The organism is Halalkalicoccus sp. NIPERK01 (genome assembly GCF_030287405.1).
Taxonomy (GTDB): Archaea; Halobacteriota; Halobacteria; order Halobacteriales; family Halalkalicoccaceae; genus Halalkalicoccus.
Genome location: NZ_JASVVV010000008.1, coordinates 22,592 through 42,821 on the forward strand (window position 1 = coordinate 22,592; position 20,230 = coordinate 42,821).

Below are 20,230 nucleotides of genomic sequence, written 5' to 3' on the forward strand. Positions count from 1 at the left end.
AGTACGAACGACCCCCTGACTCGGCTCAGTCGCGACTCGTCGCCGAACGCTCGACGTTCGACCACCATCCTCGATCACGGATCGCGAGCAGGAGCTGTGAGACGACCGAAAGCAGGGGGAGTTCGAGCAGCGGGCCGATCACGAGCGCCAGCGGGATCAGCGGCTCGTCGGGAAACGCGACGACCGCGATCGCGAGCGCCGTCGGGGAGTTGCGCGAGAGGATCGTGCAGTCGAAACACGCGACCTCCTCGTAGGAGAACTCGAGGGCGCGCCCGATACCCAGTCCGAGGAGGAAGTTGACGACGTAGAAGGCGAGAACGGGCAGGGCGATCAGCGCGAGGACGCCCGGCTCCTCGAGGACGACCTCGCCCTGCGAGGCGAACATCGCGGCGATCGCCAGACAGAGAAAGAGGATCTGAATCGGGGCCAGCCGCGAGATCACGCGCCGGTCGAACCACTCCCTCCCTCGCGTTCGGATCGCTCCCCGCCGGGCGAGGGTCGCGGCGGCCAGCGGCACGACGAGCACGAGGAGGACGCTTTCGACCAACAGATCGAGCGGCAGCGAGACGAGCGCGCCGGCGAAGACGTAGAGATAGACGGGCAGGAGGAGGAGTTGGAGGACGAGGTTGTAGGGGAGGAGCGAGGTCGCGAGCGGGACGTCGCCGCCAGCGATGTCGGTGAAGACGAGATACCAGTCGGTACACGGCGTCACCATGAGCATGATCAGGCCGACCCAGAGCGCGGGCTGGTCCCGGAGGAAGAGCGCGCCCAGACCCACCGCCAGAAGCGGGTTCCAGACGAAGTTGACCGCGAGGCTCGTCCCGACGACCCGCCGGTTGCGAAACGCGTTCCGCAGGCTCGAGAGCGGTATTTGAGCGAACGCGCCGAACAGCATGGCCATCAGGAAGACGAGTATGAGCGACTCGGCGAGCGCCGGCACGCCCGGAACCTGCCCGGCGGCGAGCCCCCCGAGGACGGCGAGGATCACGAGCACCGTCTGGTACTTCTCGAGGAGGTCCATCCGCCGGGTCTCGGGGCCGGGAGCGGATACCGGTTCGGATCCCGACCGACAGGTTCGCCTTCCCGACCCGCGAACGGGGGGTATGGCCGAAACCGACGGGGTGACCGCCGAGTACCACGAGACCGACGCCGAGCGCGTCCTCGAACTCGAACGCGAGGGACGACTGGTCGAGATCGCGCAGAATCGCGAGGGCTACGCGATGCTCGCGGTTCGGGAGGGGGGCGACGAACTCGAACGGTACTACGGCTTCGACATGGCGCTGGATCACGCCGCAGAACTCCTGGAGACCGACCCGAACGACCTCCCGGTTCCCGAGGCCGCGACGGACATGGGGATGTAGGTCGAAGATCGGTGAGTTCCGGCAGTCCTATAGTCGTCCCTCGTCTAGGGGCGACGATGACAGGTGTTCGAATCGCTGGCACGGGTCATACGCACTTCGGCCAGTTCCCCGAGCGGACCGGCCGGGATCTGTTCGCCGAGGCCAGCGGCGACGCGATCGAGACCGCGGGAGTAGAGCGTGGAGAGATCGAGGCGCTGTTCTACGGCAACTTCATGGGCGAACTCGCGGAGGACCAGGGCCACCAGGGCCCGCTGATGGTGGAGATGGCGGGGATCCGCGCGCCGGCCACGCGCTACGAGAGCGCGTGTGCATCGAGCGGGGTCGCGGTGCGGGAGGCGGTCAAGAACGTCCGCAACGGCGAGGCGGACGTCGTCCTCGTCGGCGGAACCGAGCGCATGACCAATCTCGGGACGGCGGGCGCGACGAAGGCGCTCTCGATCGCCGCCGACGAACTGTTCGAGATCCGCGCGGGGATGAACTTCCCCGGCGCGTACGCGCTGATGGCACAGGCGTACTTCGCCGAGTACGGCGGCGACCGGGAGGACCTCGCCCACATCGCGGTGAAGAACCACGAGAACGCCCTCGAGAACGAACACGCCCAGTACCAGCGCGCGATCACCGTCGAGGACGTCCTGGAGGCGCCGCCCGTGGCCGAACCCCTCGGGCTGTACGACGCCTGCCCGATCACCGACGGCGCGAGCGCGATGGTGCTCGTCAGCGACGAGTTCGCGGAGCGCGAGGGGATCGACGCGCCCGTCTCGATCACGGGCACCGGACAGGGAAGCGACCGGATGGCGCTCGCCGACCGCGAGTACCTCGCCCGGACGCCCGCCGCCACCGCGGCGGCCGAGGAGGCCTACGCCGACGCGGGGATCGGCCCCGAGGACGTCGAGGTCGCGGAGGTCCACGACTGCTTCACGATCGCGGAGGTGCTCGCGATCGAGTCGCTGGGCTTCTTCGAACACGGTGAGGGGATCGGCGCGGCCCGCGCGGGCGAGACGACGCGCGACGGGCGGATTCCGATCAACCTCTCGGGGGGCCTGAAGGCCAAGGGCCACCCGGTGGGTGCGACCGGCACGAGCCAGATCATCGAACTCGCGAACGTCCTCTCGGGCGAACACGTGAACAGCGACGCCGTCCCCGACGCGCGGATCGGCCTCGCGCACAACGCCGGCGGCACCGTCGCGAGCACGACCGTTCACGTTCTGGAGGTCCAGTCATGAGCGAGCAGCGCGACGAGGGCTACGACGAGTGGATCGACGCGATCGATCGGGGCGAGGCCTACGCACTGGAGTGTTCGAACGGGCACGGCTCGCTCCCGCCCCGCCGGCTCTGTCCGGAGTGTGGCGACGCCGCTCTCGAAAAGCGAGCGCTCCCCGACAGCGGGACGCTCGACACCTACACGACGATCCACGTCGCGACCCCCGCGTTCGCCGAGGACGCCCCCTACACCGTCGCCATCGTCGACTTCGGCCTCGCCCGGCTGACCGGCCAGCTTCGCGGCGTCGAGGACCCCGAGGTCGGGATGCGACTCGCCGTCGGCGTCGAGGAGCGCGAGACCGAGGAGGAACCGCTACTCGTCTTCCGACCCGCGTAGTTCCTCTCGCACGATTCCGACGAACTCCCGGGGGTACTCGACGTGGGGCAGCAGGCGAGCGCGGTCGATCACCACGAGGCGGGCGTCGGCCGTCTCCGCGAGCGTGCGGCCCTGCCTGAGCGGCGTGATGTCGGCCTCGCGTCCCCAGACCAGCGTCGTCGGGACGTCGAGTTCCGCGAGTTCCCTCCCGAGGTCGATCGGGCGGTCGAGGAACCCACTGATAAAGGAGGCGGGCGCGTAGCGCGCACCGGGCTGGTGGGCGCTCTCCCACTCGTAGCCCAGTGTCTCGTCGGTGAGTTTCTCCACGTCGTAGTAGCCGTGATCCGCGCTGAAATACCGGATCGAGGGCTTGCTCGCGATCAGGTTATATAGACCAGTACCGACCACGGGGGCCCGAAGCAACGAGCGCAGGCGCGGGCGCTTCGTCGGCATCGTTTGTGCGGTCGGACAGATCAGCACGAGCCGCGAGAAGTCGGCCTCCGAGACGGCCTCGACGGCGTATGCCCCCGACAGCGAGGAGGCGACGCAGGTGGCGTCCTCGACCGTATCGCGCGCGAAGTCGCCGAGGAAGTCGGTGTAGAGCTCTCCCGAGTAGAGCAGCGGCGGCCTGTCGGAGGCGCCGAAGCCCGGCAGGTCGGGCGCGATCACGTGGAACTCCTCGGCCAGATCCTCGAAGACCTCCCCGAACTCGTGGCTGGAGGCGGCGGCGTTGATGCCGTGAACCAGAAGCAAGTCCGGGTCGCTCGGGTCGCCGCCCTCGGTGTACGAGACGTCCATCCCCCGCCAGCGATACGTGTGCTGGCGACCCGGGAGGGGCGCCGAGAGCGATCCGGCACGAGCGGCGAGCGTTCGGTTACCGGCAGCCGCGAGGCTGACGGCGGCCGCTGCACCACCGACGAGGCGTCGAAGTTTCATACCCGATCCATCGGCCGGAGGGGTCTTAACGCTGATCGACCGCGCTCAGTTCCGGGCCGACGCCTCCGCCTCCTCGCGTGCGAGACACTCCTTCAGTGGCTCGATGATCTCGTCGGCGACCGTGTAGGGATCGGTCTCGCGGGCGGCAATCCGGTCGACCAACTCCTCCATCCCGCCGCGGCGCTCGATCTCGCCCTCTAGAAGGTGACCGGCGTCCTCCCGGAGCAGGGTGCGCACCTCCTCGGCGTAGCGGGTGCGCGCTTTCTCCTCGAGGACGCCGGAGGTCTCGAGGAACTCGCGGTGGGCCGAAAACGCCGAGAGCAGGTCGTCGATGCCATCGCCGCTCGTGGCGACGGTCTCGACGATCTCGGGGTCCCACTCGCCCCGGTCGCGCCCTTCGAGCATCTCCGAGAGCTGTTTCACCGTCCGGTCGGCGCCGGGCATGTCGGCCTTGTTGACGACGAACACGTCGCCGATCTCGAGGATGCCGGCCTTGAGCATCTGGATGTCGTCGCCGCTTTCGGGCTGGACCAACACGGCGACCGTATCGGCGGTCCGGACGATGTCGACCTCGTTCTGGCCCGCGCCCACCGTCTCGACGATGATCCGATCGATCCCGAACGCGTCGAACGCCGTGATCGCGTCGCCGGTCGCCGTCGAGAGCCCACCCAGTTGGCCGCGGGCGCTCATCGAGCGAACGAACGTGTCCATGTCGCCCGTGGTCGAGGCCATGCGGATCCGGTCCCCGAGGACGGCACCGCCCGTGTACGGCGAGGAGGGGTCGACCGCGATCACGCCGACGGTGAGGCCCGCATCGCGGTAGCGCCGGGCGAGTTTGTCGACGAGGGTCGATTTACCGGCACCGGGGCTGCCCGTGATCCCGACCACCTCGGCGTCGCCGGTGTGTTCGTGGAGCGCGGCGACCAGGTCGCGGTAGCCCGGCGAGCGGTTCTCGATCTTCGTGATCGTGCGCGCGAGCGCGCGGTACTCGCCGTCCAGCAGCGCGTCGACGAGATCGCTCCCGTTCATCGCTCGGGGACGTTCTCGCGGACGAACTCGATCGTCTCTTTCATCGGCGTGCCCGGCCCGAAGATGGCGTCGACGCCCGCCTCCCGGAGGGGTTCCTTGTCCTTGTCAGGGATCACGCCGCCGACGATGATCAGCGTGTCCTCGAACGCGCCGTACTCCTTGAGTCCCGCGACGACCTTCGGCACGAGCGTGTTGTGCGCCCCCGAGAGGATCGATATGCCCAGCACGTCGACGTCCTCTTGCACGGCGGCCTGGACGATCTCGTCGGGCGCGTTGTGCAGCCCCGAGTAGATGACCTCGAAGCCGGCGTCCCGAAAGGCCCGCGAGATGACGTGTGCGCCCCGGTCGTGGCCATCGAGGCCGACCTTGGCGACGAGACACCGAATCGTCCGCTGGCCCTCTACGCTCACCGAGACCGCCTCCGATACGCGTTCATGCCCGTAGTTCCCCGCCGAGGACTTTCACTGTAACGGATGTCCATGATGGAGCCGACGCGTCCGCGGCGGCGAAACCGAACATGGTTTCGACTTTCGGACCGATACCTCGATTCGGTTTCAGCGAAACGTGATACGGATGCGGGCTATACGGACTCACAGTGGCCGTTTCGATCGAACTGATCGGGAACCGAGCGCTCGACCTCTCCCCGAGCGAGGTGACCGGCGCGGTAGGTGATTCGGTTACGGCACTTCCCATCGTCGTCGCGCTCGCCGCCCTCACCGAGATCTCCCTGCCCCACGTGCTGGTCGCCTTCGGCGTCTTCCAGATCGTCTGGGACGCGCGGTACGGCCTGCCGGTCTCGGTCGAGCCGATGAAGGCGCTCGCGATCGCCCGGGCGCTCTCGTACGGGGAACTCGCGCTCGTCGCGATCTCGCTCGGGAGCAGCGTGAGAGAGTCGTCGAACCTCCCGCTCTCGGTCGGGATCGGCCGGCTGGCGGTGGTCTGGAACGTCGGGATCGCCTTCGTGGCGGGGATCTGCGTCCACCTCGTCGTGAAGCGCTATCGCCGGGGCGCGTGAGTCCGACTCACACCGTCGGTCATACCTCCGGCCATCGCCGGTGGCGAAGACGGGCAATGGATGCGCTGGTGATACCGAATCGTGCCACAGACGGTCACAGTCCCACCACCGACGGTATCAGCGGTCGGTCGGGACGACGGCGGTCGACTGGATCCACGCCCGGTCGTTCTCGGCGTCCTGGATCACCGCGATCGTCCGCGACTCGTGGCGGTACTCGCTGTACCGGTATCGTTCCCCCTCCCACGGGTTCTCGGTCGGTTCGTCGGCCACACCGCACCCTCGGTGAGGGCGTGTGATAAACTTTAACAAATCAATCCGTCCGCGGCAGGGCGTAGGCGCCGGCGACGAAGAAGACGAGTGCGAGCCCCGCGAGGACCGCCAGATCCGCGAGCCACGGCCCGCCGGAGACGGTGGCCTCGCGCACGCCCCGCGAGAAGTAGGTGAGTGGAAGCAGGTCGATGACCGGCCCCATCCACCCCGGCAGGAGCGTCGGCGGGACGAACGTCTCGGCGAGAAAGAGCATGGGCAGGGCGATCGTGTTGGCGGCGGCGATCACGCCGTCCTGGGAGTCCGCGACCCGGCCGAGGATCGCGCCGATGCCACAGAAGACGGCGGTGCCGACTCCGATGAACGGGACCAACAGGGGCGAGAGCGAGAAGGTGGCGTCGGTGAGCAGCCACAGCACGCCGATGAGGATCGCGCTCGCGATCCCGACGAGGATCGCGTTGACCAGCGTGTGCGCGAGCAGCCACTCGGTCCGAGAAAGCGGCGTCGTCGCCAGTTTCTCGAAGCGGTTTCCCTCGCGGTGGCGCGCGACGGTGCTCCCCACCCGCGACAGCGGCGTGAAGAGGACGACGACCGCGAGATACCCCGGCAGGTAGTACTCCGGCGGTTCGGTGAAGAGGCCGCCGCCCGTGGGATCGGTGGTGACGAGCGCGCCGAAGATCACGATCAGGATCACGGGGAAGAAGAAGGTGAAGAAGACCGCCGTCCGCCGACGGACGAACGAGTACCACGCGGCGACGAACTCCGCGCGGGTGCGCGCGTGCGAACTCATCGGGCACCCCCGGCCGTCGCCGGCTCCTCGGCGACCCGCTCGTCCGCGAGTTCGAGATAGACGTTTTCGAGGGAGGGCTGGGTCCAGGCGAGCGACTCGTACTCGATCCCGGCGCGTTCGAGCGCCGTCACTGCCTCGCCGATCCCTTCGGGACCGATCCCGTGGATCGTGAGTTCGTCCCGCGTGGCCGAGACCCGGTAGTCGGTTCCGGCGAGGGCGTCGGTCCCGGCGGCCGTCTCGACGACCAGCCGGCTCTCACCACCATGTGCGGCGACGAGCGCCTCCGGGGAGCCAACCTCGACGAGCCGTCCGTCGGCGAGGAGGCCGACCCGATCCGCGAGTTCCTCCGCCTCGGCCATGTCGTGGGTCGTGAGGAAGACGGTCGTCCCGCCGGCGGCGAGGTCGGCGATCAGGCTCCGGAGGTCCCGCCGGCCGGCGGGGTCGATCCCCGTCGTCGGCTCGTCCAAAAAGAGCAGGTCGGGGTCGTTGACCAGCGCCGTCCCCACGCAGATCCGGCGCCGTTGGCCCCCCGAGAGCGTCTCGTACCACGCGTCCGCGTCGGCGGCCATCCCCACCTCCGCCAGGACCGCCTCGACCGGCCGCGACTCGTCGTAGAGGCCGGCGTAGTACGCCAGCAGTTCACGGCCGGTGAGGCGTTCGGGCGGCGAGAACGCCTGTGGCAGGAGGGCGATGCGGTTCTCGTCGACCGCATCGGGCGGGGAGCCAAACACCGAAACCGCCCCGGAATCGGGCGTCGTGGTGCCGGTCAACGCCCGGACGAGCGTCGTCTTGCCCGCGCCGTTCGGGCCGATGAGCGCGAACACCTCGCCGCGCTCGACGGCGAGGGAAACGCCGTCGAGGGCGGTGGTGTCGCCGTAGCTCCGGGAGAGGTCCTCGGCGACGAGCGCGTGGTCCATGTCGGAGGGAGTGGCGAGGCCGCCCTAAGGGGTTCGATCCCCGGACGCTATCGCTACCGGCGCTGGTACCTGTTCCGAACCAGGATCGCCGCGGCGTTCATCGAGAGCATCACCGCGAGCAGGGTGACGACGCCGGCGGCGAGCACGCCGTACTGGAACTCCGCGCTCGGTTGGCTCGCCCACGTGAAGATCTGTCGGGGCATCGCGCTGAACCGGTCGAAGGGGCTCGACGGGGCGTTGAAGATGGTCGCGGCCGCGCCGATCATCAACAGGGGCGCGGTCTCGCCGATCGCCCGCCCGAGCGCGAGGATCGTCCCCGTCAGGATGCCGGGCACCGACGCGGGCAACACGACGTTGCGGACCGTCTGCCAGCGGGTCGCGCCCATCGCGTACGAGGCGCGGCGCTGGGAGTCGGGAACGCTCGCGACCGCCTCCTGTGCGGCGATGATGACGATCGGCAGGATCAACAGGCCGACGGTGAAGCCGCCGACGATGACGCTGCCGGTGGGCATACTGAGGGTTCGGATGAACAGCGCGAGACCCAACAGCCCGTAGACCACGGAGGGGACGCCAGCGAGGTTGCCGATGTTGATCTCGATCAACTCGACGAGCCGGTTGTCGGGGGCGTACTCCTCGAGGTAGATCGCCGCCCCGACGCCGACGGGGAACGCCGAGAGCGCGATGACGAGGACCATCATGACCGACCCGACCAGCGCCGGGTAGATCCCCGCCTCCTCGGGGAACCGGGAGGGGGCGCTCGTCAGGAAGCCCCAGTCGAGCCACGGGTCGGTCCCGGGCTGGCGGATCGCGAAGGCGTCGAGGGTGACGTAGACGAGCAGGATCGACACCATCAGGATCCCGAAGAGGGTGGCGCCGAGACAGAGCCCCTCGAAGAGCCGCCCGCGCCAGTCGACCCGCGCGCCGGCGGCGGTCCACTCCCGAGTTTCGCTTCCGGCCATCAGTCCTCCCCCCTCATCGGTACTCCTCCTGGTATCTGGCGGCGACTACATTGGCCGCGAGGTTCATGGCGAACGTGATCGCGAACAGCGTCAGCCCGATCGCGAAGAGGCTCCTGTAGGCGGTCGTCCCGCCCGAGACGTCGCTCGTCCCGAGTTCGACCATCGCGGATGTCATCGTCTGGCCCGAGCGAAACAGGGCGTCGGGAAAGCTCGCGAGATCGATCATCCGTGGGGTCTGGCCCATCGCGACCGTGACGATCATCGTCTCGCCGATCGCGCGGGACAGCGCGAGGATGAACGAGGAGAAGATCCCCGAGATCGCCGCGGGGACGACGATCCCCGTCGAGACCTCGAACTTCGTCGCGCCGAGCCCGTAGCCCGCGTTGCGCAGTTCGTCGGGCACGGCGCTCATGGCGTCCTCGCTGAGCGAGGAGACCATCGGGATGATCATCACGCCGACCATGATCGAGGCGCTCAGTACGTTGAACGTCGAGACGGGCAGGCCGATCGCGCCCAGCGCGGGCGTGATGTACGCCAGCGCGAAGTAGCCATAAACCACGGTCGGAATTCCCGCGAGCACTTCGAGGGCGGGTTTGATGGCCGAGCGCACCCCGGAACTCGCGTACTCCGAGAGGTAGATCGCCGCCCCGACGCCCGTCGGGAGGGCGATCAGTGCCGACAGGACAGTCACGAGCAGGGTTCCGCTGACCAGCGGCAGCACGCCAAAGGAGAGCGGCTCGATCGCGGGCGTCCAGTCGGATCCGAGAAAGAACGCCGCCGGCGAGACCTCGGTGAAGAAGTCGATCGCGTCGACCGCGAGCGTGAAGACTATCGCCCCGGTCACGAACACCGACAGGGCCGTACAGAGCAACAAGAGCCCCTCGATCGTGCGCTCTTTGAGCGAGCGATCCGCACCGCCCGCCAGGTCGAGCGTGTCGGTTTCAGTGCTCATCGGTCGGTTCGGACGCGCATTCGGTCGTTAGTTCCCCCCGGTGGCGTCCTCGAGCGTCGCGAGGCTCTCCTCGACGAGCTGCTCGTTCGCGGGGACGTAGCCCACCTCGCTGACCAGGTCGGACGAGGAGTTCTCGATGAAATACCGCATGAAATCGGCGACCGTCGAGTCCTGGAGGGACTCCTCGGCGGCGTAGACGAACAGCGGCCGGGACATCGGGTACGAACCGTCCTGTGCGGTTTCGAGGGACGGTTCGACACAGCCCTCGCCGCCGTCGATCTGGAGGCCCTTGATCGCGTCCTCGTTCTCCTGGTAGTAGGCGTAGCCGAAATATCCCAGCGCGTACTGCGAGCCCTGGATCCCCTGGACGATGATGTTGTCCTCCTCGGTGCCCTCGTAGTCCGAGCGGTGCGACCCCGCCTCGCCGATCACGTTCTCGGTGAACCAGTCGAACGTGCCCGAGGTCGAGGCCGGCCCGTAGAGTTCGAACGGTTCGTCGGGCCAGTCGGGGTTGACGTCCGACCAGTTCTGCGCCCCGTTGGGCTGCCAGATCTGGGCGAGTTCGTCGAAGCTCATGCAGTCGACCCAGTCGGCCTCGTTGTTGGCCGCCATCGTCAGCGCGTCGCTCGCGACCTGGAACTCGACCGGGGTGATCCCGTTCTCCTCGGCGGCCTGCTGTTCCTCCTCGCTGATCGGTCGCGAGGCGGTGTTGATGTCGGAGTTACCGGGGATGAAGTGATTCTCGAAGCCGCCGCCGCTGCCCGTCGAGTCGACCGAGATGCTCACGTCGTTCTCCCGTTGGTACTCCTCGGCCATCGCGGTCGCGATGGGGTAGACGGTGCTGCTCCCAGTGATGACGATGTCGCCCGAGCCACCGCCGCCACCGCCGCCCGATCCCGCGTTCGGGTTCTCGTCGCTCATACACCCCGCGACCGTGAGCGCGAGCGCGGACCCGCCGGCCGCGAGAACGTTCCGCCGCGACACCCTCCCGGTTCGCCCGTCGATTGGATCGTCCGTCATCACGCGGAGCATTCGTCGGACGGGGGAAATATCATGCTATGAGCAATATATATTCGACAACACCTATATACTCGGCTATGCTCACCAACCGAGACGTGGGCAAACGATACCTCTCGGCCCCGTTCCCTGCCTGTAGATGATCAGCAGCCTATCGAAAACTCTCAGCAGCGGATCGGTAAATCGACACGAGATCGAATGCTGTGTTTCTACTCTGAATATATAGTATTCAAACCGGTCGATGGGAACGGCGTCGAGCGACCGGGCCGCCGGGTGGATCGGGGGTCACATCCCGAAGGAATGGCCGGGACGGTGAGGGTTTAGGTGATCGAGTCGACAGGGGGCGTATGGAGTATCACAGCCTCGGCTCGACCGGGACGACGGTCTCGGAACTCTGTTTCGGGACGTGGCGATTCGGCAAGGAAAGCGACGGCACCGTCGAGACCGACAGGGAGCAGGCCCACGAACTCCTCGATACGGCCTGGGAACACGGGATCAACTTCATCGACACCGCGAACGTCTACGGGACGCCGAACGGCACCGCCGAGGAGTACATCGGCGAGTGGCTAGACGGGCGCGACCGCGAGGAGTTCGTGCTCGCCTCGAAGGTCTACTTCCCGTTCGACGGCTGGGGCGAACCCGGCCCGAACGATTCGGGGCTCGGACGAAAGCACATCCGCGCACAGATCGAGGGGACCCTCGATCGGCTGGGAACCGACTACCTCGACCTCTACTACATCCACCGCTTCGACGAGGAGACGCCGATCGAGGAGACGCTCGATACGCTCGATACCCTCGTCGAGAAGGGAAAGGTGAACCACCTCGGCGCGAGCACGATGGCCGCCTGGCAGCTGACGAAGGCGCTGTGGAAGTCCGAGGTGGAGGGCTTCGAGCGCTTCGAGGCGACCCAGCCGCTGTTTCACGCCGCGTATCGCGACGACGTCGCCGAGTACCTCGACGTCTGTGCCGACCAGGACCTCGCGGTCTGTCCGTACTCGCCGCTGGCGGGCGGTTTCCTCACCGGCAAGTACGAGCGCGAGGGCGACGAGGTCGTCGGTCCCGAGGGCTCGCGTGCGGACCTCGACGACCGCTTCGAGGACTACTACGTCTCCGAGCGCGGCTGGCACGTCTTGGAGGAGATCCGAGCCGTGGCCGACGAGGTCGAGGCCACGCCCGCCCAGGTCTCGCTGCGCTGGCTGATGGACCAGGAGGCGTTCTCGTGTACGCCGATCGTCGGCGCGCGCACGACCGACCAACTGGCGGAGAACGTCGGCGCGGTCGACGTGGACCTCTCACGCGAGCAGCGCGAGCGGATCGACGACGCGCGCTACGAGAAGGGCGAGAGACGCTACGGTCACTGACCGCTACGCTCCCGCCGTTTTCGTCGCCACCGCTCCTCCGGGTCCTCGCTTCCGTCCTCGCCGTCCCGCTCGCGTTTGAACGGCCGCCAGTGGAGCAGGCAGACGGTGGCGAGGAAGACCGCGGTACCGGCGACGTACGACTGTAGGCTCGTCGTCACCGCGGCCCCGGCGCTACCGAACGCGCCGACGAAGACCGGCGCGATCAGCGGCCAGACGCACGAGAAACACGAAAAGAGCCCGATGACGCCGCCGAGCGCGGAGCCCGCGGCGTCGATGAGGGTCGCGTAGACGAGATACGAGAGGGCGACGTAGCCGACGACGAGGAACGGGACGAACGTGAACCGGACGAACGTGCCGTTGTACGAGACGACCGGCCCGATCCCCGGCGAGAGCATCGAGACGTCGACTCCGGTGGGTACCCCCGGCAGTCCGGTCCAGAGCAGTCCTCCCAACACGAACAGCGCGAGGAGGTAGCCCCCGGCGACGGCCCCCGCGAGATATCGGTGGCGCGCCGTGCGGGGGTCGGGGTTCGTCCGCACGATCGCCCACAGGCCGACGTTGATCCAGATGAAGGGGTAGACGACTGCGAAGACGCTGTCGACACGGACGTCCGAAACGAGGTGATACACCAACAGGGCGACGAGTTCGGTGTTGACGAGCAGCGCGCCGTAGACGAGCGTTGCGGTCCGCGGCCGGAAGCGCTCCGGGAGGGGGTCGAAGAGGTCGAGCGTTTGGGCGTCGCTCATAACACGAGTGCGTCGACGATGATCGCGAACAGGAGCGCTCCGAGGTAGGCGTTCGAGGCGTGGAACGACCGCATCGCGGCGCTTCTGGTCTGCTCGCGGTGGAGCGCCATCACCTCGCGGAGGAACACCGCCCCGAAGAGGACGCTCGTCGCGGCGAAGAGCCAGCCCAGCGTGTCGACCGCGGCGAGCATGCTCGCCCCGATCAGGGTCGCCCCCAGGTAGTAGACGATGTGTTTGCGGGTGGCGCGCTCGCCCCGCACCACGGGCATCATCGGGAACCCGCCCCGGGCGTAGTCGTCCTTGTACGCGAGCGCGAGGTTGTAGAAGTGCGCGGGCGTCCAACAGAAGATCACGCCCGCGAGGACCAGGGCGGGCAGGCCGATCTCGCCGGTGGCGGCGGCCCAGCCGATCAGCGCGGGCAGCGCGCCCGCCGCGCCGCCGATGACGGTGTTCTGGACGGTGTTGGGCTTCAACACCAGCGTGTAGATCACGCTGTAGAAGACGATCGCGGTCAGGCCCAACAGAGCCGCGAGCGCGTTGACGAAGACGTAGAAGGTCGCGAGCGAGGCGATCCCCAGAAGTGTGCCGAACACGAGCGCGTGCCTGACAGGAACGATCTCGGTCGCGAGCGGGCGGGCGGCGGTGCGTTTCATGCGCCGGTCGACGTCGCGTTCGAGCACGTGGTTGAAGGTGCCGCTCGCGCCGATCGCGAGTACGCCCCCGAGGAGGGTGGCGACGATGGTGGTGACGGAGAGGTCGGGGCCGGTGGCGAGCGTCATCGCCGCCGCCGCGACGAGACAGAGCAGCCACATCAAACGGGGCTTCATCAGGCTGTAGTAGGCACCGAGTGTCGCCCGGAGGCCGCGGTTCGGCGTCGACCCCCGTGCGGGTTCGTCGGGTTCCCTCGTGAGCGACTCCTCGCGCTCGCGGGTCGGGAACCGGCGTTCGAGCGACCAGGCGAGTCCGAGCAGGAGGCCGCCGAAGATGACGGTCCCGATCAGCAGGTGGAGCGCCGACACCAACGGGGGTGCGCCGGCCGTGGCGACGACCGCGCCGATCGCCACCTGCACCGGGTAGAGCACGGCCGGGACGACGAGCGCGAGGCGGATCCGCGTCGATCCCGTCCGCCAGCCGACGACGGCGCTCGCGAGGACGCCGACCCCGACGAGGGCCGCGAGGACGCGGTGTGTCCACGCGATCGTCACCTCGGCGCCGTCGAAGGGGTAGCCGCCGTTGCAGGCCGGCCACGTCGAACACGCCGCGGCCGCGTCGGTGAGCGCGGTCGTCGCGCCCGCGATCACCAGCAGGTACGCCCCCACCGCGGTCGCCGCGAGCAGGGCGAGCGCGCGCGACCGGCCACCGAGCGGTTCCGTGAACACGTCTGTGTAGTGGTTGGAGCGGGCGTACTTAGAGGCCGCGATGTGGCCGCCCCCGTTCGAAAACGCACACATTTATGCTCGCCCTCACAAAGGACGCGGTATGGAACGGAGCCGGCGCGCCCTCGTCGGGATCCTCTGTGTGGGGCTGTTCGTCCTCGCCGCAGAGCCCGCCGCGGCGCAGACCTCGGTCAACGATCAGCTCATCGGCGATCTGAACAACGCGCTGCTGTACGCCGCGATCCCGATCACCCTCCTGGTGCAGGCGATCCTGATCTACGCGGTGTTCAAGTTCCGGAACAACGACGACCCCAAACCGACCCAGGAGAACCGCCGGCTCGAGATCACGTGGACGGTCGCGACCGCGATCGTGCTGCTGTTCGTCGGACTTGCCTCCTATCAGGTGATGGCCGACCCCTTCATCACGGCCCAGGGCAACGACGTGCCCGACGAGGCCGACGTCGAGATCGAGGTCGTCGCGTTCAACTACGGCTGGAACTTCAACTACCAGGACGAGGGCATCCAGACGACCGGCGAGGCGACGATCCCGACGAACACCGAGGTCTACTTCAACGTGACCGCGGACGAGGAGCAGAACTCGTACATACACGGCTTTCACGTCCCCGACCTCGGGTTGAAACAGGACGCCAACCCCGGCCAGCACAACATGGTGAAGACGGAGGTCTACGAGGAGGGCGAGTACCAGGGCTACTGCTCGAAGTACTGCGGCGTGGGCCACTCGAACATGTACTTCACCATCAACGCGGTGAGCGAGGACGAGTACCAGCAGTGGGTCCAGGAACAGCAGGCCAGCGCTGAGGGCGAAGGAGGCGGCGAGGAGCAGGCTGCCGAGGAGGAGCAAGCGGCTGAAGGCGAACAGCAGGAGGGCGGAGGCGACCAACAGGCAGAGGGCGAGCAAGGACAGGAAGGGGGCGAACAAGCGGGCGGTAACGGCGAGCAGGCAGGTGGAGAGGGTGAAGCAGGCGGGAACGGCACCCAAGAGGGTGACGGCGGCGGCGGTGCCTGATCGGCGCTGATCGGTTCTCTTTTTCCTACGGTCGGACCGTTCGACCGAGTCGGTGACGAACGGCCGACGGCTTCCCTCACGACCGGCGACAGTCGAACACCTATGAGGACGGAGTGGAGAGCGGAGCGGTATACGTTAGTATCTGAGGGCGCGTACGACGGGTATGACGGAGGAAGTCCTCTTCGAAAGCGAGGGGTCCCGAACCCGCGGGGAGATCGCACAGTACCTCAGGGCGGTCGCCGACGGACTCGACGGCGACGGCCACCTCTCGCTCAGTGCGGGCGGGGAGTCGGTCGATCTGGCGGTCCCGGAGCGCCCGACGTTCGAGGTGAAGGCCGAACGCGAGACCGGGAGCGGCGGGACGGACCTCAGCGTCGAGTTCGAACTCGAGTGGGACGAGGGTGGAGAAGACACGGGCGCGGGCGGCGATCTGACGATCGGGTAGCCGTCCCTGGCCCGCGGTCCACGCATCCGATCGCTGCAGCACGCGAACGGGGAGGCGTCGCGGCCATTCGTTAGCGCGCACGCCCGCGACAGGTTACGAGGGAGAGCCGGAGACCCCGTCTTCGAGACGGGACCACGCTATCGCGGGCCGGTCGAACGCGGGGAAACCGATCCGTCTCAGACGACCGCGCCGAGATACAGCACGACGACGAGGAAGATCCAGACGACGTCGACGAAGTGCCAGTACATCGAGACCGTCGAGACGGAGGTGTGGCGTTCGGCGGAGTACTGGCCGTAGAGCGCGCGCACGAAGACGATGGCGATGAGCACCGCGCCCATCGAGACGTGCAGCCCGTGGAGGCCGGTCAGCCCGTAGAAGGCGCTCGCGTACACCGCCTCCTGGGCCGCCGCAAGCGTAAAGCCGTGGTGGACGATGAACTCGTAGTACTCGTAGCTCTGACCGGCGAGGAAGATCACGCCGAGCAGGAGGGTCGCCCCGAGGCCGAGGATGAAGTTGCGGCGATTGTCCTTTCGGAGTTGGGAGTGCGCCCAGTGGATCGTCCCGCTGCTCAGGATCAGGATCAGCGTGTTCGCGAGGACGATCTCGCTGATGATGGGGATCTGGATCGAGCCCAGCGTGAGGGTGCCCGCGACGAGCGGCCCGGAGATCACCTCGAAGTCCGCGGGCGGCCAACTGCCGATGCGGATCTGGAAGTAGTAGACGAACACCGCGCCGAAGGTCGCGACCTCGGTACACAGAAACAGGATCATCCCCCAGCGAAGCCCGCTGTTGCCGTGGCCGTCGGCGGCCCAGAACGCCTTGATGAACGCGTGGTAGATCCAGCCGTACAGTCCGACGAGGAAGACGACGACGCTCGCGAGCAGGACGCCGCCGCCGACGATCGGTTGGAGCGGCAGGTCGCCCATCGCGAGGATGAACAGGGCGGCCCCGACGTAGATCCCCGAGGCGCCCATCGCGGCGATGAAGGGCCACCAGCTGGCCTCGCCAAAGCCCTTCGGCCAGTCTTCGACGGCCGGGAGGTGGTGGCCGTGATCGTCGCCAGAGTCTTCGGAAACGGTCATGGCTCTGGGTTTTGCGTCGATTACCAAAAAGCCTCCCAACCGCGTCGGCGCGGTGGTCCGGAACCTACAACCGCCCGCGGGGACAATCGCGGGTATGGCAGAGGCGACCTTCGAGCGGCCCGGCGAGGCGGCGCACACCTGCCCGCGGTGCGGGCGTCCGTTCGCGCGCGCGGAGTACGTGACCCTCCACGTCGGTCTCGACCACCCCGAGACGCTCTCGGAGTCGGATCGCGAGCGGTTCGTCGAGGCCTACCGGGGCGAGACCGAGGAGATCAAACGCTTCCGTCTGAAGGCGCTCGCGGGCCTGCTCGTGATCTACTTCGGGTTCCTCTACCTGTATCTCCTCGTCGTCTAGTTCGATGGGTTTTCGGTCGGCTGTCCGCTAGTCGGGGTATGGAAGAGCAACCGGGTTTGAGCGACCGACACCGGAAGGCCAGTCCGTGGCCGCTGTTCATCGCGCTGGGGCTGGCGCTCGCGGAGGTGGGGGTCTTTCTCGACCTCATCGCGATCGCGGTCGGGGGGCTGTTGTTGCTCGTGGGCAGCCTCGGTGGGATCCTGAGCGAGGCGGGGTACGCGGAGACGCCGTGGCCCGTCGTCGGCGCGCTCGGGCTCGTGCTCGCGGTCGCCGGGATCGTGCTGACGGCGATCTACCCGTTGGGCGGCGGCGGCGCGCTCGACCTGGGCTTTCGGGCGGTCTCGATCGCGGTCGCGGGCCTGCTGTGTATGGGCGGGTCGTTGCTGGGACGCGTGCTGACGTCGCGGGCCTCGCCGTTGTAGGCGACGCGAACCACTAGCTATTTGATCGCCGCCCCGGAACGTCGGGTATGAGCCGACTGCTCGACGACCGCGTCTTCAACAAGGAGACGCTGCTCGACTCGACGGTGAACCTCGTGCCGTTCGCCATCCTGATGTTCTTTCTCGTGCTGTACGTGGTCGCCACCCCCGAGGGGTGGAAGGACGGGTCGTACTACAGCATCTACATGCTGACGCTCATCATCAGCATGATCTGGGGGCTGTTGCACCTGACGTACGCGACCGCAAAGCGCATCTGACGGGGCTTCGCCGGCGGCCGATTTTCCGCGCACGCGGAACCTAACCTTTCATTACGCTCCGTTACTGAGAGTGGCGTATGCAGGTAGACGGGCAGATAGCCTTGACCGTCCTGATGGGGCTCCTCTTGCTGATCGTCGCAGGCTGGATCGCCCGCATCGAGGACTGGCGTTCGTACACGCCGCTCGCCAGCGGGGGTGGGCGCGCGGTCGACGACACCGCTTACGAAACACGGGAGAAACCCGGTGGCCTCATCCGGTGGCTCACCACGGTCGATCACAAGGACATCGGCATCCTCTACGGGATCTTCGGGACGTTCGCGCTCGTGTGGGGCGGGGTGACGGTCGCGCTCATGCGGACCGAACTGTTCTCGCCCACCACGGTCCTCATGGACCCGACGACCTACAACGCGCTGATGACGAGCCACGGGATCACGATGCTGTTCCTGTTCGGGACGCCGATGATCGCGGCGTTCGGTAACTACGTCCTCCCGCTTTTGATCGGGGCCGACGACATGGCGTTCCCCCGGATCAACGCCATCGCGTTCTGGCTGCTCCCGGTCGCGGGAACGCTGATCTGGAGCCCGTTTCTCCTGATGGCGTTCGGGATCGACCCCGCCCAGACCGGCTGGACGATGTACCCGCCGCTGTCGATCGACCAGAGCGCCCTCGGCATCGACTTCATGCTGCTGGGGCTGCACCTCTCGGGGATCAGCGCGACGATGGGGGCGATCAACTTCATCGCGACGATCTTCACCGAACGCGCGCCCGACGTCGGCTGGGAGCGCCTCGACATCTTCTCGTGGACGATGCTCACCCAGTCGGGCCTGATCCTCTTCGCCTTCCCGCTCCTGGGGAGCGTCCTGATCATGCTGCTTCTGGATCGCAACCTCGGGACGACCTTCTTCACGACCGACGGCGGCGGCTACATCCTCTACCAGCACCTCTTCTGGTTCTTCGGCCACCCCGAGGTCTACATCCTCGTGCTGCCGCCGATGGGGCTGGTCAGCCTGATCCTCCCGCGCTTTGCGGGCCGCAAACTGTTCGGCTTCAAGTTCGTCGTCTACTCGACGCTGGCGATCGGCGTGCTCTCGTTCGGCGTCTGGGCCCACCACATGTTCACGACCGGGATCGATCCCCGGATCCGCTCGGCGTTCATGGCCGTCTCGCTCGCCATCGCGATCCCGAGCGCGGTGAAGGTGTTCAACTGGACCACCACGCTGTGGTCGGGCCGTCTCAGATTGACGGTGCCGATGCTGTTCTGCATCGGCTTCGTCTCGAACTTCATCATCGGCGGCGTCACCGGCGTGTTCCTCGCCTCCATCCCGGTCAACGCCGTGTTACACGCCACCTACTACATCGTCGGGCACTTCCACTACATCGTGATGGGCGCGATCGGGTTCGCGCTCTTCGCGGGCGTCTACTACTGGTTCCCGCTGGTGACGGGCCGGATGTACCAGCGCTCGCTCGGGCTGATCCACTTCTGGCTCTCCTTTATCGGGACGAACGTGACGTTCTTCGCGATGATCCTGCTGGGCTACGGCGGCATGCCCCGGCGGTACGCCGAGTACCTCCCCCAGTACGCGACCCTCCACCAGGTCACGACGATCGGCGCGTTCCTCATCTTCATCGGCGGCGTCGTCTTCCTGTGGAACATCGTCCAGTCGTGGCTCGAAGGCCCGCGCGTCGAGGACGGCGACCCGTGGAACCTCAAGGAGGACGGCCTGATTACCCACGAGTGGACGTGGTTCGAGCACAAACTCGAAACCCGGCTGGCCGACGGCGGCGAACCCGCGGACGACGAGACGGCGATGGCCGACGGCGGCGAGCGCGAGTGAATCCAGACGGCGACCCGGCCCGGTGCGGTCGCTGACGGAACCGCGACCGCGAGCGCGATGCGTTTCTACCCCGTTATCACGATGAAGAAGGCGGTCATCGCCATCAGTACGGCGACGCCGCCGAGAACGATCGCCAGTAGCTCCTTTTCGGTGAGCTCCCTGTCGAGCATACGCCGGATCGGATCGGCGGAGGGAAAGCCTCATCGCTTCGCCGGCCGAACCCCCGCCGTGAGCGAATCTGCCACCGCCGGCGTGGTGTCCGGCCGACGGGTCGTCGTCGCGATCTACGTCGGACTCGTCGCCTTCGCCGGCATGATGGGGTTCATCCTCGGCGCCGTGGTCGAGGACCTCCGATCGGTCGAACTGCTCGGCGTCGTCCCGATCCCGCCGACGCCGGCGGGTCTCGCCATCTACGGCGCCGCGACGATCGCCCTCCTGCTCGGCGCGTTCCTGCTCGCGATCCGCTACGCCGCCAGCGAGGAGTGAA

Annotated in this window: 24 protein-coding genes and 1 pseudogene; 12 read left to right on the forward strand and 13 right to left on the reverse strand. The window is 67.5% G+C overall.

From position 1 onward, the window contains the following. Window positions 1–25 precede the first annotated feature (25 nt). A complete protein-coding gene (locus QRT08_RS16890; RefSeq protein ID WP_286047149.1) occupies window positions 26–1,021 on the reverse strand; it encodes an arsenic resistance protein in 996 nt (331 codons plus the stop codon). An 82-nt stretch (window positions 1,022–1,103) separates the two neighbouring features. On the opposite strand from QRT08_RS16890, the gene QRT08_RS16895 reads away from it, so the two are divergent. Genes QRT08_RS16895 through QRT08_RS16905 form a run of 3 tightly spaced genes read left to right on the forward strand, consistent with a single transcriptional unit; the run spans window position 1,104 to window position 2,958 of the window. Then, the gene (locus QRT08_RS16895; protein WP_286047150.1) at window positions 1,104–1,361 is read left to right on the forward strand and encodes a DUF7111 family protein; all 258 of its coding nucleotides are present in this window, start codon (window positions 1,104–1,106) and stop codon (window positions 1,359–1,361) included. 56 nt (window positions 1,362–1,417) lie between these two features. Then, the gene (locus QRT08_RS16900; protein ID WP_286047151.1) at window positions 1,418–2,584 is read left to right on the forward strand and encodes a thiolase domain-containing protein; all 1,167 of its coding nucleotides are present in this window, start codon (window positions 1,418–1,420) and stop codon (window positions 2,582–2,584) included. Further along, the gene (locus QRT08_RS16905; RefSeq protein ID WP_286047152.1) at window positions 2,581–2,958 is read left to right on the forward strand and encodes a Zn-ribbon domain-containing OB-fold protein; all 378 of its coding nucleotides are present in this window, start codon (window positions 2,581–2,583) and stop codon (window positions 2,956–2,958) included. The genes QRT08_RS16900 and QRT08_RS16905 overlap by 4 nt, the downstream gene beginning before the upstream one ends. Here QRT08_RS16905 and QRT08_RS16910 read toward each other — a convergent pair. The 3 genes from QRT08_RS16910 to QRT08_RS16920 are packed head-to-tail and all read right to left on the reverse strand — an operon-like array spanning window position 2,935 to window position 5,312. Then, window positions 2,935–3,873 (reverse strand): alpha/beta fold hydrolase, encoded by a 939-nt coding sequence (locus tag QRT08_RS16910; protein WP_286047153.1) that lies wholly within the window; start codon window positions 3,871–3,873, stop codon window positions 2,935–2,937. The genes QRT08_RS16905 and QRT08_RS16910 overlap by 24 nt on opposite strands. A 45-nt stretch (window positions 3,874–3,918) precedes the next feature. Beyond that, complete coding sequence (gene meaB / locus QRT08_RS16915) at window positions 3,919–4,902, reverse strand: methylmalonyl Co-A mutase-associated GTPase MeaB (protein WP_286047154.1); 984 nt, start codon at window positions 4,900–4,902, stop codon at window positions 3,919–3,921. Beyond that, window positions 4,899–5,312: a cobalamin B12-binding domain-containing protein gene (locus tag QRT08_RS16920; RefSeq protein WP_286047155.1), complete on the reverse strand. Its 414-nt coding sequence runs from the start codon at window positions 5,310–5,312 to the stop codon at window positions 4,899–4,901. The genes meaB and QRT08_RS16920 overlap by 4 nt, the downstream gene beginning before the upstream one ends. A 185-nt stretch (window positions 5,313–5,497) precedes the next feature. Between QRT08_RS16920 and QRT08_RS16925 the strand changes: the two are divergent. Further along, window positions 5,498–5,779, forward strand: a pseudogene (locus QRT08_RS16925) (putative sulfate/molybdate transporter); the annotation flags it as partial. Window positions 5,780–6,034: 255 nt separating this feature from the next. On the opposite strand, the gene QRT08_RS16930 reads toward QRT08_RS16925, so the two are convergent. The 6 genes from QRT08_RS16930 to QRT08_RS16955 are packed head-to-tail and all read right to left on the reverse strand — an operon-like array spanning window position 6,035 to window position 10,822. Further along, window positions 6,035–6,187, reverse strand: a complete 153-nt coding sequence (locus QRT08_RS16930) for a hypothetical protein (protein WP_286047156.1) — start codon at window positions 6,185–6,187, stop codon at window positions 6,035–6,037. 40 nt (window positions 6,188–6,227) lie between these two features. Next, complete coding sequence (locus QRT08_RS16935) at window positions 6,228–6,974, reverse strand: ABC transporter permease (protein WP_286047157.1); 747 nt, start codon at window positions 6,972–6,974, stop codon at window positions 6,228–6,230. Further along, the gene (locus tag QRT08_RS16940) at window positions 6,971–7,891 is read right to left on the reverse strand and encodes an ABC transporter ATP-binding protein (RefSeq protein WP_286047158.1); all 921 of its coding nucleotides are present in this window, start codon (window positions 7,889–7,891) and stop codon (window positions 6,971–6,973) included. Before QRT08_RS16940 ends, QRT08_RS16935 begins: the two co-directional genes overlap by 4 nt. Before the next feature lie 53 nt (window positions 7,892–7,944). Further along, the gene (pstA, locus tag QRT08_RS16945; protein ID WP_286047159.1) at window positions 7,945–8,850 is read right to left on the reverse strand and encodes a phosphate ABC transporter permease PstA; all 906 of its coding nucleotides are present in this window, start codon (window positions 8,848–8,850) and stop codon (window positions 7,945–7,947) included. Window positions 8,851–8,863: 13 nt separating this feature from the next. After that, complete coding sequence (gene pstC, locus QRT08_RS16950; RefSeq protein WP_286047160.1) at window positions 8,864–9,802, reverse strand: phosphate ABC transporter permease subunit PstC; 939 nt, start codon at window positions 9,800–9,802, stop codon at window positions 8,864–8,866. 27 nt (window positions 9,803–9,829) lie between these two features. Continuing rightward, the gene (locus QRT08_RS16955; RefSeq protein ID WP_286047161.1) at window positions 9,830–10,822 is read right to left on the reverse strand and encodes a PstS family phosphate ABC transporter substrate-binding protein; all 993 of its coding nucleotides are present in this window, start codon (window positions 10,820–10,822) and stop codon (window positions 9,830–9,832) included. A 344-nt stretch (window positions 10,823–11,166) separates the two neighbouring features. Here QRT08_RS16955 and QRT08_RS16960 point away from each other — a divergent pair, with 344 nt between their 5' ends. Beyond that, complete coding sequence (locus QRT08_RS16960; RefSeq protein WP_286047162.1) at window positions 11,167–12,180, forward strand: aldo/keto reductase; 1,014 nt, start codon at window positions 11,167–11,169, stop codon at window positions 12,178–12,180. On the opposite strand, the gene QRT08_RS16965 is transcribed toward QRT08_RS16960, so the two are convergent. Beyond that, the gene (locus QRT08_RS16965; protein WP_286047163.1) at window positions 12,174–12,926 is read right to left on the reverse strand and encodes a DUF7546 family protein; all 753 of its coding nucleotides are present in this window, start codon (window positions 12,924–12,926) and stop codon (window positions 12,174–12,176) included. The genes QRT08_RS16960 and QRT08_RS16965 overlap by 7 nt on opposite strands. Then, on the reverse strand, window positions 12,923–14,377 hold the full coding sequence (locus QRT08_RS16970; protein WP_286047164.1) for a heme o synthase: 1,455 nt from the start codon (window positions 14,375–14,377) through the stop codon (window positions 12,923–12,925). Before QRT08_RS16970 ends, QRT08_RS16965 begins: the two co-directional genes overlap by 4 nt. Before the next feature lie 28 nt (window positions 14,378–14,405). On the opposite strand from QRT08_RS16970, the gene coxB reads away from it, so the two are divergent. Both coxB and QRT08_RS16980 read left to right on the forward strand, forming a co-directional pair. Then, complete coding sequence (coxB, locus tag QRT08_RS16975; RefSeq protein WP_286047165.1) at window positions 14,406–15,329, forward strand: cytochrome c oxidase subunit II; 924 nt, start codon at window positions 14,406–14,408, stop codon at window positions 15,327–15,329. Window positions 15,330–15,492: 163 nt separating this feature from the next. After that, the gene (locus tag QRT08_RS16980) at window positions 15,493–15,774 is read left to right on the forward strand and encodes an amphi-Trp domain-containing protein (RefSeq protein WP_286047166.1); all 282 of its coding nucleotides are present in this window, start codon (window positions 15,493–15,495) and stop codon (window positions 15,772–15,774) included. 176 nt (window positions 15,775–15,950) lie between these two features. On the opposite strand, the gene QRT08_RS16985 is transcribed toward QRT08_RS16980, so the two are convergent. Continuing rightward, complete coding sequence (locus QRT08_RS16985) at window positions 15,951–16,856, reverse strand: cytochrome c oxidase subunit 3 (RefSeq protein WP_286047167.1); 906 nt, start codon at window positions 16,854–16,856, stop codon at window positions 15,951–15,953. Window positions 16,857–16,950: 94 nt separating this feature from the next. Here QRT08_RS16985 and QRT08_RS16990 point away from each other — a divergent pair, with 94 nt between their 5' ends. From QRT08_RS16990 to QRT08_RS17010, 5 genes are all read left to right on the forward strand, one after another. Further along, window positions 16,951–17,211 carry a DUF7410 domain-containing protein gene (locus QRT08_RS16990; RefSeq protein ID WP_286047168.1) on the forward strand — a complete coding sequence of 87 codons (261 nt, stop codon included), beginning with the start codon at window positions 16,951–16,953 and terminating at the stop codon, window positions 17,209–17,211. A gap of 38 nt (window positions 17,212–17,249) precedes the next feature. Further along, on the forward strand, window positions 17,250–17,633 hold the full coding sequence (locus QRT08_RS16995; protein WP_286047169.1) for a DUF7541 family protein: 384 nt from the start codon (window positions 17,250–17,252) through the stop codon (window positions 17,631–17,633). Window positions 17,634–17,680: 47 nt separating this feature from the next. After that, the gene (locus QRT08_RS17000; RefSeq protein ID WP_286047170.1) at window positions 17,681–17,908 is read left to right on the forward strand and encodes a DUF6684 family protein; all 228 of its coding nucleotides are present in this window, start codon (window positions 17,681–17,683) and stop codon (window positions 17,906–17,908) included. 77 nt (window positions 17,909–17,985) lie between these two features. Then, window positions 17,986–19,743: a cbb3-type cytochrome c oxidase subunit I gene (locus QRT08_RS17005; RefSeq protein WP_286047171.1), complete on the forward strand. Its 1,758-nt coding sequence runs from the start codon at window positions 17,986–17,988 to the stop codon at window positions 19,741–19,743. Between the two features lie 228 nt (window positions 19,744–19,971). Next, the gene (locus tag QRT08_RS17010; protein ID WP_286047172.1) at window positions 19,972–20,229 is read left to right on the forward strand and encodes a DUF7520 family protein; all 258 of its coding nucleotides are present in this window, start codon (window positions 19,972–19,974) and stop codon (window positions 20,227–20,229) included. The last annotated feature ends 1 nt before the right edge of the window (window position 20,230 follow it).

Coding starts and splice junctions, on each gene's coding strand:
- QRT08_RS16890 (WP_286047149.1), bottom strand. CDS start 1,021: ATGGACCTCCTCGAGAAGTACCAGACGGTGCTCGTGATCCTCGCCGTC.
- QRT08_RS16895 (WP_286047150.1), top strand. CDS start 1,104: ATGGCCGAAACCGACGGGGTGACCGCCGAGTACCACGAGACCGACGCC.
- QRT08_RS16900 (WP_286047151.1), top strand. CDS start 1,418: ATGACAGGTGTTCGAATCGCTGGCACGGGTCATACGCACTTCGGCCAG.
- QRT08_RS16905 (WP_286047152.1), top strand. CDS start 2,581: ATGAGCGAGCAGCGCGACGAGGGCTACGACGAGTGGATCGACGCGATC.
- QRT08_RS16910 (WP_286047153.1), bottom strand. CDS start 3,873: ATGAAACTTCGACGCCTCGTCGGTGGTGCAGCGGCCGCCGTCAGCCTC.
- meaB (WP_286047154.1), bottom strand. CDS start 4,902: ATGAACGGGAGCGATCTCGTCGACGCGCTGCTGGACGGCGAGTACCGC.
- QRT08_RS16935 (WP_286047157.1), bottom strand. CDS start 6,974: ATGAGTTCGCACGCGCGCACCCGCGCGGAGTTCGTCGCCGCGTGGTAC.
- QRT08_RS16940 (WP_286047158.1), bottom strand. CDS start 7,891: ATGGACCACGCGCTCGTCGCCGAGGACCTCTCCCGGAGCTACGGCGAC.
- pstA (WP_286047159.1), bottom strand. CDS start 8,850: ATGGCCGGAAGCGAAACTCGGGAGTGGACCGCCGCCGGCGCGCGGGTC.
- pstC (WP_286047160.1), bottom strand. CDS start 9,802: ATGAGCACTGAAACCGACACGCTCGACCTGGCGGGCGGTGCGGATCGC.
- QRT08_RS16955 (WP_286047161.1), bottom strand. CDS start 10,822: ATGACGGACGATCCAATCGACGGGCGAACCGGGAGGGTGTCGCGGCGG.
- QRT08_RS16960 (WP_286047162.1), top strand. CDS start 11,167: ATGGAGTATCACAGCCTCGGCTCGACCGGGACGACGGTCTCGGAACTC.
- QRT08_RS16965 (WP_286047163.1), bottom strand. CDS start 12,926: ATGAGCGACGCCCAAACGCTCGACCTCTTCGACCCCCTCCCGGAGCGC.
- QRT08_RS16970 (WP_286047164.1), bottom strand. CDS start 14,377: ATGTGTGCGTTTTCGAACGGGGGCGGCCACATCGCGGCCTCTAAGTAC.
- coxB (WP_286047165.1), top strand. CDS start 14,406: ATGGAACGGAGCCGGCGCGCCCTCGTCGGGATCCTCTGTGTGGGGCTG.
- QRT08_RS16980 (WP_286047166.1), top strand. CDS start 15,493: ATGACGGAGGAAGTCCTCTTCGAAAGCGAGGGGTCCCGAACCCGCGGG.
- QRT08_RS16985 (WP_286047167.1), bottom strand. CDS start 16,856: ATGACCGTTTCCGAAGACTCTGGCGACGATCACGGCCACCACCTCCCG.
- QRT08_RS16990 (WP_286047168.1), top strand. CDS start 16,951: ATGGCAGAGGCGACCTTCGAGCGGCCCGGCGAGGCGGCGCACACCTGC.
- QRT08_RS16995 (WP_286047169.1), top strand. CDS start 17,250: ATGGAAGAGCAACCGGGTTTGAGCGACCGACACCGGAAGGCCAGTCCG.
- QRT08_RS17000 (WP_286047170.1), top strand. CDS start 17,681: ATGAGCCGACTGCTCGACGACCGCGTCTTCAACAAGGAGACGCTGCTC.
- QRT08_RS17005 (WP_286047171.1), top strand. CDS start 17,986: ATGCAGGTAGACGGGCAGATAGCCTTGACCGTCCTGATGGGGCTCCTC.